Here is a 15,663-nt window from a genome sequence, read left to right on the forward strand (position 1 = left end):
ACGTAGGGACCAATGGCAATGGGTCCTATGACATGATTCAATAGGGATGAATAGAAAAATCAGAGTAGGGTGAGATGGTCTAACCAATTAATCCAAAAAACAAAAAAGCAACCACTAAATCAACAATACCTTTCAAAAATATGTATAAAAAAAATCAATAAATGAGAATAAAGCGCTTTATTTAAAAGTATTTAACAATTATTGTTAGTTAACCTTGTTTTTTTAGGAGGGGGGCTTGTGCTTCTTTGTATAAAAATAATAAATCTTTAATAGGTAAAAGAGGGTAAAAAATGTACCTTTGTGAGCTTAGGGAGTAGCTTATGGCTAAAAACACCTTACTTTTTTATCCGTCCCTAAGTAAATAAGAAAGTAGTAAAAAAATGGAAAAAGAATATAAAATTGCAGTTGTAGGACAAGGCTATGTAGGTTTGCCTTTGGCGCTAGCATTCGCTCAACACTACCCCGTAGTGGGATTTGATATTAATGCTAAACGCATTGAAACCCTGCAACAAGCACAAGACGAAACCAAAGAAGCCGATGCTGATCAGCTGAAGGTGTCTCGTGCTATAGTTCCATTTTTTAGCAGCACTTCTGTCTCAACTAAGGCAGCTCTTTTTTCTTACTTTCCTTCGATTTGTAGCCCTATTCAAACTTATGCTGATAAGAGCGGTAAGTCTGCGAATGAAATTAAAGATACAAAGCTAAATTTTAATACATTTAACGTCCGAGAATTCATACATTCTGCGAGCGTAGTCTTTGATACGAAAAGCGTATTGAAGCCAAACGAGGTAGATAGTAGATTATAATAAGTTTGTGAGAGAAATGAAGAGTATTAAGAAGATTTGTTGCGTAGGTGCAGGTTATGTAGGAGGTCCTACGATGGCCGTGATTGCACATCAAAATCCTCACATTCAAATCACGGTGGTCGACGTAAACCAAGCGCGTATTCAAGCTTGGAATAACCCAGATTTGAATCAATTGCCCATTTACGAGCCCGGTTTAGATGCTGTGATTGCTGAAGCAAGAGGGCGCAATTTGTTTTTTGATACCAACGTAGATCAAGCCATTGACGAAGCAGATATGATTTTCATTTCTGTCAATACCCCAACCAAAACCTATGGAAAAGGTAAGGGAATGGCGGCCGACTTAAAGTATATTGAACTATGTGCACGTCAAATTGCGAGAGTAGCCAAGACAGATAAAATTGTAGTTGAAAAATCAACACTACCCGTGCGTACCGCACAAGCGATAAAAAGTATTTTAGATCAAACGGGAAATGGCGTAGCCTTTCAAATCTTATCCAATCCGGAGTTCTTAGCAGAAGGAACTGCTATTGCGGATTTGATGCAACCCGATCGCGTATTGATTGGAGGAGAAGAATCCCCCGAGGGAAAAGAAGCCATCGAAGCTCTAGCGGCTATTTACGGCGCTTGGGTGCCGCAAGAGCGCATCTTGCGCACCAATGTATGGTCGTCGGAATTATCTAAACTAACAGCCAATGCTTTCTTAGCTCAACGCGTATCCTCAATTAACGCTATTTCTGAACTATGCGAAGCTTCAGGAGCAGACGTGAGTGAAGTAGCTCGTGCTATTGGAACCGATAGCCGTATTGGAAGTAAATTCCTCAAAGCTTCTGTGGGGTTTGGAGGTTCATGTTTCCAAAAAGACATCCTAAATTTAGTGTATATCGCCTCGTCTTACGGATTACAAGAAGTAGCCGACTATTGGGAGCAGGTTATCCTCATGAACGATTACCAAAAACGACGTTTTGCAGAAAACATCGTCTCTACCTTGTTCAATACCGTAAACGATAAAAAGATAGCCTTCTTAGGATGGGCATTTAAAAAAGATACCAACGATACGCGCGAATCAGCCGCTATTTACGTAGCCAACGATTTAATAGAAGAAGAAGCGCAAATTCACGTCTATGATCCTAAGGTAACGGAAATGCAAATGTTGTCCGATTTGGATTATTTGGCTACGCGTGAGCCAAAAACCAATCGCCAGCACCTAACGGCTCACCAAGATCCATATGAGGCCTTAGCAGAAGCACACGGTATTGCTGTGCTAACGGAATGGGATGAATTTACAACCTACGATTGGCAGCGCATTTACAATAACATGCAAAAACCAGCTTTCGTATTCGATGGACGAAATATCCTCGATCGTGAAGCTTTGGAAAAAATAGGATTTGAAGTGTATACTATTGGAAGAGGAAAATAGGATTATGAAAAAAATATTAATTACTGGAGGGGCTGGATTTATTGGCTCAAACTTAACAGAGTACTTTTTAAATCAAGGATACTTTGTACGTTGTTTAGATAACTTCGCAACAGGTTATCGACACAATATTGAAGAATTTTTAAGCAATCCCAATTACGAATTATTAGAAGGGGATATTCGCGATTTAGCTACTTGTCAGCAAGCCGTATCTGGTGTTGACTATGTGTTGCACCAAGCAGCCTTGGGATCTGTGCCTCGTTCAATTAACGATCCGATCACTTCCAATGAGGTAAACATCAACGGATTTTTGAATATGTTAGTAGCAGTACGAGACGGAGGAGTAAAGCGCATGGTATATGCAGCAAGTTCTTCTACCTATGGTGATTCTCCTGCTTTGCCAAAAGTAGAAGATGTAATTGGTAAACCCTTGTCTCCTTACGCAGTAACTAAATATGTAAACGAATTATACGCAGACGTATTTGCCAAAACGTACGGAATTGAAATCATCGGATTGCGCTATTTCAACGTATTTGGACGTCGTCAAAACACAAGAGGGGCTTATGCAGCGGTTATTCCGTTGTTTACCAAACAATTTATTCAACACGAAAGCCCAACAATTAACGGAACGGGAGAAAATTCTCGCGATTTTACCTATATCGACAACGTGATTCAGATGAATGAACGCGCCATGCTGACAACGAATAAAGATGCCGTAAATACAGTTTACAATACAGCAGTAGGCGATCGTACCAACTTAAACCAATTGGTGGGTTATTTAAAAGAATTTTTAACGGAGTACGACGGTGAAATTGCCAATATTGAGGTAAAACACGGACCAAACCGTCAAGGAGATGTGGCTCACTCGCTAGCTTCTGTGGATAAAGCAAAAACATTACTAGGGTATGAACCTACTCATGTAATTCGCGAGGGGCTAAAAGAAGCCGTAAAATGGTATTGGGAGCACAAAGACATGCTATAAATCAAAGAAAAAATAAAAAAGTACACAATACAACACGAAAAATTACATTATACATTTATGAGTACACAACATAAAATTGCAGTAATAGGATTAGGATACGTAGGATTGCCATTGGCTCGTTTATTCGCAACGAAATTTCCAACCGTTGGATTTGATATCAACCAAGGGCGTATCGCTGAATTAAGAGAAGGAAAAGACAGTACACTAGAAGTGTCAAATGATATTTTACAAGCGGTAACTGTAACAACAAATCCAGTTTTAGCTAATGAAACAAAAGGATTATATTGTTCGTATGATTTAGCAGATATAACAGATTGTAATGTATATGTAGTAACGGTACCAACACCAGTGGACAAGCACAATCGTCCTGATTTAACGCCTTTGTATAAGGCCTCTGAAACAGTGGGTAAAGTATTGAAAAAAGGAGATATCGTCATTTATGAATCAACGGTATATCCAGGCGTAACAGAAGAGGAATGTGTGCCTGTATTAGAGCGTGTTTCTGGATTAAAATTCAACGTAGACTTTTTCGGTGGGTATTCACCAGAGCGTATCAACCCAGGAGATAAAGAACATACGGTAGAAAAAATATTAAAAGTAACATCAGGTAGTACGCCTGAAATAGGTGTGGTGGTTAATGATATCTACAAAGCAGTGATTACTGCAGGTACGCACTTAGCACCAACTATTAAAGTAGCAGAAGCGGCGAAAGTAATTGAAAACTCGCAACGCGATATCAACATTGCCTTTGTCAATGAATTAGCAAAGATTTTCAACCTATTGGATATTGATACACATGCCGTATTAGAAGCAGCGGGAACGAAGTGGAACTTCTTGCCATTTAAACCCGGATTAGTAGGTGGACACTGTATTGGAGTGGATCCGTACTACTTAGCGCAAAAAGCCATGGAAAAAGGCTACCATCCCGAAATTATCTTGGCAGGTCGTCGTTTAAACGATTCCATGGGAGAATATGTAGCGTCTCAAGTAATCAAAACCATGATTAAAAAAGGCATTGATGTAAGTAAAGCTGAAGTGTTGATGTTAGGGGTAACCTTCAAAGAAAACTGTCCAGACGTACGCAATACCAAAATTGTAGATGTTATCGCAGCTTTAGAAGATTATGGCGTAAAAGTAACAACCTATGATCCGTGGGCAAATCCTGCAGAAGTAAAACACGAATACGGCGTAGTAAGCCATACAACGTTGCCACAAGCCAAATACGACGCAGTGGTTTTAGGGGTAGCACACAAAGAACTTTTAGCTTTAGATATCGACAAGCTGAAAAAAGATACGGCTATTGTCTATGACGTAAAAGGATTGTTGAAAGAAGGAGTGGATAGTAGATTGTAGTGGGAATTATTTCGAAAATAAAGGAGAAACTAAAAAATAAAGATGCGAAAACGCTCTTAGAAAACTTTATATCCCTATCTGCTTTGCAGCTGGTAGGGATGATTTTACCATTACTTACCTTACCTTATGTTTTAAGAGTAGTAGGATTTGAAAAGTATGGGATTGTTGTTTTTGCAGCTTCTTTAATCGCTTATTTTCAATCGTTAACGGATTTTAGTTTTAAAATCACAGCCGTACGAGATGTTGCTATATTTAAGAATAGTCCCAAAAAACTAAATTTGATTTATAGTAAGGTATTGATTATTAAGGGAATTTTTTTAGGATTATCTTTATTAATTATAGGTTTGGTTGTTTTCCTTTTTCCTTCTTTTTATGAGTATAAAGCAATCTATTTTTATTCTAGTTTATTACTAGTAGGGTATGCTTTGTTTCCCGAGTGGTTTTTCCAAGGTATCGAGAAGATGCGGTATATCACCTATTTGAATTTAGGAATAAAGATTTTTTTTACGATTTGCATTTTTGTTTTCATTAAAAAAGAGGAAGATTATTGGATTTATCCTTTATTACAAAGTGCAGGCTATATAGGTGCAGGGTTAGTAGGCCAATTTTTATTGGTGTATAAGTATAAACTAAAGTTTATGCTTTTACCTATGCGTATTATTAAAGATACGGTAAGTTCAAATTTTCCACTTTTTGTGAATCAGTTTGTGCCTACTTTATATAATAATACGAGTACTTTTTTGTTAGGTATATTTGGTGCAAAAAGTGCTGTTGGTTTATATCAGGCTATTCAAACTATTGTTAATGTAGTTATTACAGTTATTGAGGTATTATCTCGCGTATTTTTTCCTTTTTTGAATCGAAAAAAAGATGCTTTTTTGAGTTATAAAAAAATGATGTTAACTATTGTAACTCTAATGGTTGTTGGTTTGACATTTTCTTATAAGTTAATATTCCTCTATTTGAATATTACAGATAGTCAGGCCGTTTGGATATATTTTACTTTGATTATAGGTTTATACGGCTATGCATTATCTAATATTTTTGGATTAAATTATTTTATTGTGCAGCGACAAGATAAATTGGTAATGAAAAATACACTTACAGCCTCAATCATAGGTTTTGTTTTAGCCTTTCCCTTAATTACAAGTTTTGGAGCCTTAGGCGCAGCGATTAATTTGAGTTTGAGTAGATGGATGATGGGGGGGAGATTATATTTTAAATATTTAAAAAAAAATAAGATATGAAATATACAGTTATTGGTACTGGTAATGTAGGATTAATACATGGTGCCTATTTGACAATGCAAGGGCATGAGGTAACTTTTTTAAAAACTTCAAGTCAAAATATTGAAGCATTTGAAACCTTATGTGAGAAAAAAGAATATATCGTTAATGATTTTCATAAGTATGATCATAAAATAGTTATTGATAGTATAACAACTAGTTTTGAAACTGCCATTAAAGATGCTGAGGTAATATTTATTACAACTACAACTCTCCAGCATAAAGATATTGCGAAAAGAATTGCTCCATATGTATCAGATGGACAAATAATCTGTTTAATGCCTAGTTATGCAAGTAGGATGATTTTTGAAAAGTATCTTACTAAGAGTTTAAGATATGTTGAATTTGAAACTACTGTTTATAATGGAAGAATTTTATCACCAACAAAAGTTAATGTTAGCTTTCAAAATTGTAGAGTAGCAGCTTGTTTTACAAATTTTACAGATGCTGATAAAGAAGAGTTTAAGAAGAATTTTTTTAAAATTGACTTAGAAAGGGTGTCATCTTTTGATATAGCTCTACATAATCCTAATATGATTGTTCATACAATTGGAGTTTTGCTATCAGCATCACGTATTGAATATTCAAAAGGAGAATTTTGGTTATATAAAGAGGCTTTTACACCTTCTATTATCAACGTAATTAGACGTTTTGATTTGGAAAAAAACAACCTACTGAAAGTCTTAAAATGCCCTGAATTATCTTATTTTGATGCTGCGAAATGGAGAAATGAAGAGGATCTGAATAAGGATTCCTTAGAAGTTTTTAAATCTTTTTCTGAGGAAGCTAGTAAAGGACCTAATTCGTTAAATCATAGATATTTGAAAGAAGATGTTCCGATGGGATTGGTAATGATGGAAAGTCTAGGAAAAAAATATGGAGTAGATACTCCAATAGCTTCTTCTATTATAAGTTTAGCTGGTGCTTTATTAGATATTGATTTTAGAGAACAAGGAAATGTAATTATTTAAAAGCAAGATTTAGTATGTTTAAATTTTTTAAAAAAGTAAAGCATAGTGTTTTCTATTTGATGGTTCGAAATTCGAATTATGGAAGAAAAATTTTAATAAAAAAAGGAAAGGTATTACCTATTGAGAAGATTGATGGTTTTTTATCAAAAGCTCCTGCGTTAAAACTTGATGGTAATTTTGATGCAAGTCAAATTAAAGTTGGTATAGTTAAGAACGGTACTTATTTTGATAATTATGTAAGCCCGACAGCTTCTTGGTTATATTATAGAAGATTTTGTGAAACCAATTCTATACCATATGAAATATATGATATTAAGAGTGATTCTTGGTATGAGAATGCATTATCTTTAGATGTTATTTTTTGGCATCCAAATTCAACACCGGCAGATATGTATATCGCTGAAAATAGAATTTATGTCTTGGAAAAACATTTAGGTAAGACATGTTTTCCTTCATATCATGAGATTTGGCAATATGAGGATAAAAATAGGTCTCAATTACTCTATAAAGCACTTAGTTTAAATTATGTAAAAACCTTTTCTTCTCATAATCATAAAGAATCTTTAGAATATATAAACGGAGCGAAGTATCCTTTTATATCAAAGACTCATATTGGAGCGGGATCATCTGGAGTAGTAAAGGTTAATAATAGTAAAGAGGCTAGAAGAATTGTGAATAAAACTTTTGGGTATTTTGGTAAGAAAACTTTTTATCCTTATCAACGTCAAAAAGATTATGTTTTTTTTCAAGAATTTATTGAAGATGCAACTTTTGATTTACGTATAATTATTGTAAACGAAAAAATGTTTGGTTATTATAGATATCCTAATAAAGGTGATTTTAGAGCTTCTGGGGCAGGTAATTATGAAAAGAAGGCTATACCGAAAGAAGCTTTGGAATTGGCTTATGATATTAAAACAAAGTTGAATTCGAGATTAATGGGCGTTGATTTAATGTATTCTGAAAGTAGAGGAAAGTATTATATTATTGAAACATCTTTATTTAATCAGATAGACACTCCCAAACAATTAATAGTTGACGGAGTTGCTGGTTATTATGATGCGAATGACAATTTTTCTTTTAAGAAGGGTGAATTTTGGATAGCTGAACTTACGGCTGAATTTGTTATTAGTAATTATTTGAATAGCATTAAATGATTAATATCTTAAGAATATATAAGAAGAATCTATTTTTATGGATGCTTATATCTTTATTAGGGGCTTTACTTTTAACAAAAGATATTCCTATTTTTTGGAGAGAAGGATTAATTTACTTTATTGTATTTACTCCTTTATTTTTTATGTTCTATAACTTTATTGTAAGATCAAAAAGGTTTGATTTAAATATTTTTATATTTTCATTACTTTTAAAAGTATTATTTATAGTTATTGTAGCAACATATTTAGAGTATATTCATTTTATGCCCTTTTTAAGTTATAATGATGATTATAATTATGAATGGATTTCAAGTGAAATAGTTCAAAGATGGAAGGCAGAAGGAATAGGGTTTTATAATGATATTCTTTTTTCGAAGGGTTTTTATTCAGGATATCCTAATGCAAGTGCTTTAGCAAAATATGTACTAGGTGATAGTTTTTATGTACCTAGAATCATGAATGCAATCTTTTCTTCATTTACTGTAGTCATTTTTTATAAAACACTATTATTTTTTTCTTCAGAAAAACTAGCTAAAAGTATAAGCTATATTTTTTGTATTTCTAGTTTGTTTATTTTCTACGCCTCGTTTCAATTGAAGGACACTTTATTGCTCTTTTTCGTCAGTTGTTTGATTTATTGTATAGGAAGAATATTATTTCAAAGTTTTGGTATAAAAACAATGTTTTACATTGTTGTTTGTAGTATTTGTTTGATGTTCTTTCGAGCGGCTACTTTATTTCCTATTTACTTATCATTAGCATTGGTTTTTATTGTTATTAGAGATAAAAGTTTTAACCTATTTTCGAATACTAAATTTTTAATTTCTTTACTATTGCTTTTGGTCACTTTTATATTTTCATGGGAATATTTATTTCTTAAGGATATATTACCATTTGATGCGTTTTCATATTATGATGCTAGAACAAATTATGAAGGGAAAGAGGATAGAATGAGTGGAAGTAATTCTATTAGTAAATTAGGTGCTTTAGCATTGTTTTTAGGCCCCATATATATTATATTAAGTCTTTTTCTTCCGACTCCAGTTTTTGTTGATATTTATTCAGGTAGAGGAGAATTGAATTATAGTTTTATCCCTTTAATTGATTATTATGCTATTCTACCTATTGGAATTGTAGCTGTTATCTACGTTGTAAAGAAATTAAGAAAGAATAAGTTTTTTATGTTTTTAATTTTCTTTATGTTGCTATATAAGCTTGGCCAAGCTAGTTCAATGTCTATTTTCGATTCCAGACAATCTTTGCCAGTCATTTATGTTTTTTTCATATTACTAGGACTTATTGAACGCCCTGATTTTTATAGTTATTATAGAAAATATTATAAAATTATTTTTTGGATTTTACTTGTTGTTATGATAGGTTTTTCCTTTGTTCGAATATATATCCGAAGTAGTATTTAAATCGAAATGAAAAATATGAATAAAAAAATATTATTACACGCTTGGCCAATTTATAGATTTGGCAATGAGTTTTTTTTACCTTTTACAAATTGGACATATTTAAAAGAAATTGTAAAATACTATGACCAAGTAGTATTGCTTTCGCCTGTCAGTCCCCTTAATGAAGGTAATTTAGAAGGGTTTGGAAATTTAAATATTTTTTCCAATGTTGTTATTGAGGAATTGCCAGAAGCTAAGTCTTATATTTCAAATGTGAAGTATTTCTTCAAGTATAAAAAGAAGTATAAAGAGCTTTTCAATAAATATGATTTCGATGTTGTTTATTCCCGATATCCTGCCCCATTTGGTTGGTTGCAGAAGTATTATGGAAGGAATGAAACGTTTCGAATTATTCATTATGTAGGCGATCCGTTGGATACAATTGAGAAAAATCCAAATTTAAGTAGACTAAAGAAAAAACTGTATGGATTGTTTTTTAAGCCTGAAGATTTAATGTTTGATGCAGCATGCAGAAAGGCAGATAAAGTTTATACGAATGGTCATCATATTAGTGATAAATTAAAGAATAAAGGAATAGAGGCAATACCTGTTATTTCTTCAACCTTGAATGAAACAGATTACTATTTAAATGACTCTAAAGAATATCAACTTGATAAATTGAAATTTTTATATGTTGGCTATTTAAATAAAGCAAAAGGTATAGAAGTTGTATTAGAGGCTTTTAGACTTTATCAAAAAGATTTTCCATTTAGTTCCCTTACAATTGTTGGAAAAGGAGAGTTAGAGGAGCATTTGAAAAATATGGTACAAGAAAAATCAATAAGTAATGTTGAATTCAAAGGGCATATTGATAATAGAGAGATTTTGTTGTCAGTTCTTCGTACACATGATATTTTTGCTTTTGGATCTTTTTCAGAAGGCTCTCCTCGTGTAGTCTTAGAAGCTATGGCAAATGGATTGACTGTAGTTAGTACGCCTGTAGGGTCATTACCACGTGTTTTTGAATCTAATAAAGATATCGTTTTTGCAGATTTTAATTCACCAAAAGATTTTTGTGAGAAATTTAAAATGCTAAGTTCAGGTGATAAGTTAACAACAATTAGTAAAAATGCCTTCTCTAAAGTCAAGATGTATACAATTGTTGAATTTTTAAGAAATATTTTTAAAGTAGACTAATGATTAGGATAGTAGGTGATATAAATTATACAGACGGTTTTTTTGATACTGGTTTTGGTATTGGATCTTTGATGAAAGAAAAAGAAGACCCATTTCAACACTTAAGAAGAGAGGAGTCGGAATTTTGGTTTGGAAACTTTGAATGCGTAGTTTCTGATTTAACAAATAAACAAGGAATTTACAAGGATCAATTTAGAATTTCACCAGAGTATTTGAGTCATGTAAAACATTTCGATTTGTATAATGTTGCCAATAACCATGTAATGCAACATGGAATAGAGGCTTATGAGGAAATGTGTAAATATCTGGTAGATAAGCAAGCTAAAATTGTTGGGAAAGACGATGTAAGAGTAAATACTTTTAATCACAAAGGTAAAACTTATGGTGTTTTAGCCTTTTCGCAACGTGAGGAAAAGTACAGTAAAACTCCTAAATATTGGTATAATCCAGAGCTAAAGGAAATCGAACAAGAGTTTGAAAAGATAAAAGATGTTGATTTTAAAATCGCGTATGTTCACTGGGGAAATGAGTTTATCAATAAACCGTATAATGATCAAGTAATCTTAGCGCATTATTTAATCGATTGTGGATTTGATCTAGTAATAGGGCTACACCCTCATGTTTTACAAGGTTATGAAATCTATAACGGAAAATACATCTTTTACTCTTTGGGTAATTTTGTGTTTAATATGCCTACTGAGGCTACCCGTTATTCTGCTATATTAAATTTAGATTGTATTGATGATGAATTTAAAGTGTCTTTTGATTATGTTTTAATAGGTAAAGATAATTTTCCGAAAATTATAAATGAACGAGAGGTACCCAAACAATATACATTTGATTATCTAAACACTAAAATTTATCCACTCGTAGAAAATGAAATCTATTACCAAGAAGTTTTTAAGAATATTAAGGCGTATAGAAAAAAGAATATAAAAACATTGATTAGTAATGTACCTCGATTTAGAGCTAAGGATATTATAGCTATTTTTAAAGACTTTATAAAAAGGAGAATGTAGGCATGATACATAAGTTAATATTCAAACTAGGAACAAAAAGAAGGAATCCTTCGTTATTGCCTTATTATGATTTTTTGAAGCAAAGTGAAAAAAAATCATATGAAGAGTTGTTACAATATCAATTTGAAAAATTAAAAGACTTTTTAGTCTTTGCAGAATCGTATTCAATATACTATAAAAAGTTGTTTGAGAATATAGGTTTTGATCCTAAGACGATGACAACTTTGGCTGATTTGGAAAAGTTACCTATAATCAGTAAAAATGATCTGATTAAACATAGCAAAGAAATTCAAAGTACTTTTGCCTTCAATAAATTATTGTACTCAGAAACTTCTGGAACCTCAGGACAACCACTTACAATGTATCGCAATGAAGAATGGGACTCTCATAATAGAGCAACCATGTTTAGAGGCTATAGTTGGCATGGTGTTCAACCATGGGATCGAAACGGTTATTTTTGGGGATATAATTTTTCCTTTAAGCAAAGAATAAAAACACAAGCATTAGACTTTTTACAAAATAGGTTTCGAATCTTTAATTACAATGATGACTCCATCATTCGTTTTACTAAAAAGTTAAAAAAGACCAAGTATATTCATGGTTATTCCTCTATGATTTATGAGGTTGCAAAACGAGTGAATCAATTGGGATTAGATGGGGCGTTTAATTTGAAAATGATTAAAGGAACATCTGAAAAGATATATCCTAGCTATCAAAATGAAGTACAGAAAGCTTTTGGAAAAAAAATAATTAGCGAGTATGGTGCGGCTGAATCTGGTATAATTGCATTTGAATGTAAGCAAGGCAGTATGCATTTAAATATGGAAGGAGTTATTTTAGAGGAAGTAGATGGCGAGGCAGTTGTGACTAATTTATTGTCTAAATCTTTTCCTATTATTCGCTATAAATTAGGGGATTATATTAAGTTAGCTCCGCAAGATTACAAATGTAATTGTGGAATGAACGCTCCTGTATTACTTGAAATTGAAGGAAGAGTTGGAAAAAAAGTGATTGGAAAAGTAAATAATTATCCTAGCTTGACTTTTTATTATGTATTTAAAAATTTAGTTTTAAATCACGATGTCACATTAAATTATCAAGCAGTACAAGATGTTCCTGGAGAAATTTTATTGAAAATTGAACAAGAATTTAACGAAGAAAACCACAAGTTTTTGCTAGTAGAAATAAAAAAATATTTCGGCTCCGATATTGATTTTACAATACAATATGGAGAGAAGCTCCATGCAATGGAAGGTAAACTAAAAGATTTTATAACAGTATTAGATTAGGAAAAGATGATGGTATCAATAATAACTCCAGTCTATAATGCAGAGCGATTTCTAAGAGAAACTGCAGAATCCGTTATCAATCAAACATACCAAGATTGGGAATGGGTTTTGGTAAACGATTGTTCAACTGATGATTCTTGGAATATTATGCAAGAATTGGCGGATAGAGATAATCGTATCAAAATATTTACAAATAGCGAAAATTTAAAGTCTGGAAAAACAAGAAACTTTGCGATACAACAAGCAATAGGTAGGTATATTGCTTTTCTTGATGCAGATGATAAGTGGCATGTAGATAAACTTGCGATTCAGATTCCGTTTATGATGCAAAATGATTATTATTTCTCTCATACATCCTATGGATATTTAGATGAATTAGGAAATAAGATAAAGTCTACACTTCATGTTAGTAAAGAAGTTGATTATCAGCACTTGCTAAAACGTACGGAGATCAGTTGTTTGACAGCAGTATATGATGCAGAAAAAATAGGTAAATTTTATATGTCTGAGCATGCAAGAAAACAAGATTATGCTTTGTGGTTATCAATTTTAAAAAGTGGTGTGAAATCTTACGGTATAGACAAAGAATTAGCCTATTATAGACAGGTTAAAAACTCAGCTACAAGCAGTAAGCATAAACTTATTCTAAAACATATTGATTTTTTAAAAGATACACAAGGTTTTGGAACGATTAAAGCCATGTATTATACAGGTTATTGGATGATTAATGGTTTTATACGTTATTTTATAAAATAAAAAATGGAATACATTCTACTAGTAGCAATACTATTTATTGCCGAATTAGTGTACTTTAAAATAGCAGACAAGTACAATATTATAGATAAACCCAATGAACGAAGTTCACATACCCAAATTACCTTGAGAGGAGGGGGCGTGGTGTTTTATTTTGGAGCCTTAGCCTTCTTTATTTATTCGGGCTTTGAGTATCCTTATTTCTTTTTGGGATTAACCGCTATTACGATTATCAGCTTTTTAGATGATATTTTTACCCTATCCAATAAAATACGTCTTTTGATACACCTTATTTCAGTGTTGTTGATGTTTTATCAATGGGATTTATTTTCACTGTCCTGGATGTGGATTCTGCCCGCTTTAATTGGGGTAATCGGAACTATCAATGCCTATAACTTCATGGATGGAATTAATGGAATAACGGCTTGGTATAGCATGGTTGTATTGGCTTTGTTAGCTATGGTAAATACCGATGTACACTTTGTGGATGAAAACCTAATTATATTTGCTATGCTTGGAGCTGCAGTATTTGCATTCTTTAACTTTAGAAATAAGGCAAAGGCTTTTGCAGGTGATGTGGGGAGTGTTTGTATGGCTTTTATTGTAGTATTCTTGTTGGGACAGCTGATTATTACAACTGGAAATTTTATCTATATTCTCTTCTTGGTTGTTTACGGTATTGATACCGTTTGGACCATCGTTAGACGTTTATTGAAAAAAGAAAATATATTTCAGGCGCATCGTTCTCATTTATACCAATACTTGAGTAATGAAGCAGGGATCAATAAACTGTATGTTGCTTTTGCTTATGGAATTATCCAATATCTGATTGGTACTTCTGTAATTTCATTAACGCAGGAATCAGTAACGGTTCAAATAGGAGTAAGCATTGGTATTTTAGTCGTTTTAAGTGGCGGATACTTGCTATTGAAGCGCAATATTATTAACAAATATGTAGAGCCTAAAAACTAGATTAGTTTTTCATTTTAAATAAGCAGATACAGATGAAAAAGATAATGATTTACGGAAAGGGAGGCCATGGAAAAGTGGTTGAAGATACAATCAATCAAATTAATGATACTATTCAGGTAGCCTATTTTGATGATGCTAGTAATCCGTATCGTACAGATTATGAATCAGAAGCCAAAGTAATTATTGGTATAGGTAATAACGAAGTACGTCAAAGAATCTCAACAGAAGTAGAACATGCCTTTGATGTAATCATTCACCCCACGGCTTATGTTTCACCTTCTGCTGAAATAGGAGAAGGCACAGTAGTATTAGCTAATGCTGTAATACAAGCCAACGCAAAAGTAGGAAAACACTGTATCATCAATGCCAATGTAACCATTGATCATGATGCGGTGATAGAAGATTTCGTGTGCACCTATCCTTCGTCTTATGTAGCAGGATTTGCTCGTGTCACCGCTCTGCAAACCTTAAAACCAGGACAAGTGGTCTGGAAATCAGAAGTTTTTTAAAATTCAAGATAAAAAAAAGGATGTTCAACGCGAACATCCTTTTTTTTGGTTAACAGTGATCACTTATCTGTTATCGGTTGAGATTTTCTGAGTAGGCATTTGTTCTTTAATGCCTATTGCTCACGCCAGTCACTAACGCCCGTCATGTCACCTCTGTTGCTCAACGCCTGTTAATCCGCAGTATGCTGTGAGCGCGGGATGCGACCCTTCGTTGCCTCAGGGTGACATACTGTGTGTGAGTATTGTGTGTTGGTACTGTGTGTTGGTACTGTGTGTTGGTACTGTGTGTTGGTACTGTGTGTGCTCAACGCCCCGTCATTCAACGCCCCGTCATGTCATTTCGACGAAGGAGAAATCGCATCTGTTACTCAACGCCTATTGCTCTTGCTCGTCACTAACGCCCGTCATGTCACCTCGACTTAGGAGAAATCGGAGCGCAGCGTAGATTCATCGAATACAAAAATAAATATAAACTCGGTGAGATAGGTCGCATCTGTTACTCAACGCCTGTTACTCCGCAGTATGCTGTGAGCGCGGGATGCGACCCTTCGTTGCCTC

The 15,663-nt window shown here is 33.3% G+C and carries 14 protein-coding genes; all 14 read left to right on the forward strand.

The features are described 5' to 3' along the window. Nucleotides 1–380 precede the first annotated feature (380 nt). From HX004_RS11045 to HX004_RS11110, 14 genes are read left to right on the forward strand one after another with little or no spacing between them, the layout of a single operon-like run. A complete protein-coding gene (locus tag HX004_RS11045; RefSeq protein ID WP_286442552.1) occupies nt 381–806 on the forward strand; it encodes a hypothetical protein in 426 nt (141 codons plus the stop codon). A gap of 16 nt (nt 807–822) precedes the next feature. Beyond that, nucleotides 823–2,223, forward strand: a complete 1,401-nt coding sequence (locus tag HX004_RS11050; protein WP_286442553.1) for a UDP-glucose 6-dehydrogenase — start codon at nt 823–825, stop codon at nt 2,221–2,223. Between the two features lie 4 nt (nt 2,224–2,227). Beyond that, the gene (locus tag HX004_RS11055) at nt 2,228–3,202 is read left to right on the forward strand and encodes an SDR family oxidoreductase (RefSeq protein ID WP_286442554.1); all 975 of its coding nucleotides are present in this window, start codon (nt 2,228–2,230) and stop codon (nt 3,200–3,202) included. 57 nt (nt 3,203–3,259) lie between these two features. Continuing rightward, entirely contained in the window at nt 3,260–4,555 is a 1,296-nt protein-coding gene (locus HX004_RS11060) for a nucleotide sugar dehydrogenase (protein ID WP_286442555.1), read from the forward strand. After that, complete coding sequence (locus HX004_RS11065; RefSeq protein ID WP_286442556.1) at nt 4,555–5,802, forward strand: oligosaccharide flippase family protein; 1,248 nt, start codon at nt 4,555–4,557, stop codon at nt 5,800–5,802. The genes HX004_RS11060 and HX004_RS11065 overlap by 1 nt, the downstream gene beginning before the upstream one ends. Beyond that, nucleotides 5,799–6,812 (forward strand): NAD/NADP octopine/nopaline dehydrogenase family protein, encoded by a 1,014-nt coding sequence (locus tag HX004_RS11070; RefSeq protein ID WP_286442557.1) that lies wholly within the window; start codon nt 5,799–5,801, stop codon nt 6,810–6,812. The genes HX004_RS11065 and HX004_RS11070 overlap by 4 nt, the downstream gene beginning before the upstream one ends. Nucleotides 6,813–6,826: 14 nt before the next feature. Beyond that, nucleotides 6,827–7,969: an ATP-grasp domain-containing protein gene (locus tag HX004_RS11075; RefSeq protein ID WP_286442558.1), complete on the forward strand. Its 1,143-nt coding sequence runs from the start codon at nt 6,827–6,829 to the stop codon at nt 7,967–7,969. Then, complete coding sequence (locus HX004_RS11080; protein WP_286442559.1) at nt 7,966–9,387, forward strand: hypothetical protein; 1,422 nt, start codon at nt 7,966–7,968, stop codon at nt 9,385–9,387. The genes HX004_RS11075 and HX004_RS11080 overlap by 4 nt, the downstream gene beginning before the upstream one ends. Nucleotides 9,388–9,402: 15 nt before the next feature. Beyond that, nucleotides 9,403–10,563, forward strand: coding sequence for a glycosyltransferase family 4 protein (locus HX004_RS11085; protein WP_286442561.1), 1,161 nt, complete (start codon nt 9,403–9,405; stop codon nt 10,561–10,563). Beyond that, nucleotides 10,563–11,582 carry a CapA family protein gene (locus HX004_RS11090; RefSeq protein ID WP_286442562.1) on the forward strand — a complete coding sequence of 340 codons (1,020 nt, stop codon included), beginning with the start codon at nt 10,563–10,565 and terminating at the stop codon, nt 11,580–11,582. Before HX004_RS11085 ends, HX004_RS11090 begins: the two co-directional genes overlap by 1 nt. Nucleotides 11,583–11,584: 2 nt before the next feature. Next, entirely contained in the window at nt 11,585–12,871 is a 1,287-nt protein-coding gene (locus HX004_RS11095) for a phenylacetate--CoA ligase family protein (protein WP_286442563.1), read from the forward strand. A 6-nt stretch (nt 12,872–12,877) separates the two neighbouring features. Then, entirely contained in the window at nt 12,878–13,627 is a 750-nt protein-coding gene (locus HX004_RS11100; protein ID WP_286442565.1) for a glycosyltransferase family 2 protein, read from the forward strand. Nucleotides 13,628–13,630: 3 nt separating this feature from the next. Then, nucleotides 13,631–14,596 (forward strand): MraY family glycosyltransferase, encoded by a 966-nt coding sequence (locus HX004_RS11105; RefSeq protein WP_286442566.1) that lies wholly within the window; start codon nt 13,631–13,633, stop codon nt 14,594–14,596. A 32-nt stretch (nt 14,597–14,628) separates the two neighbouring features. Next, the gene (locus HX004_RS11110; RefSeq protein ID WP_286442567.1) at nt 14,629–15,105 is read left to right on the forward strand and encodes a PglD-related sugar-binding protein; all 477 of its coding nucleotides are present in this window, start codon (nt 14,629–14,631) and stop codon (nt 15,103–15,105) included. The last annotated feature ends 558 nt before the right edge of the window (nt 15,106–15,663 follow it).

The organism is Myroides sp. 1354, from assembly GCF_030324495.1.
GTDB lineage: Bacteria > Bacteroidota > Bacteroidia > Flavobacteriales > Flavobacteriaceae > Flavobacterium.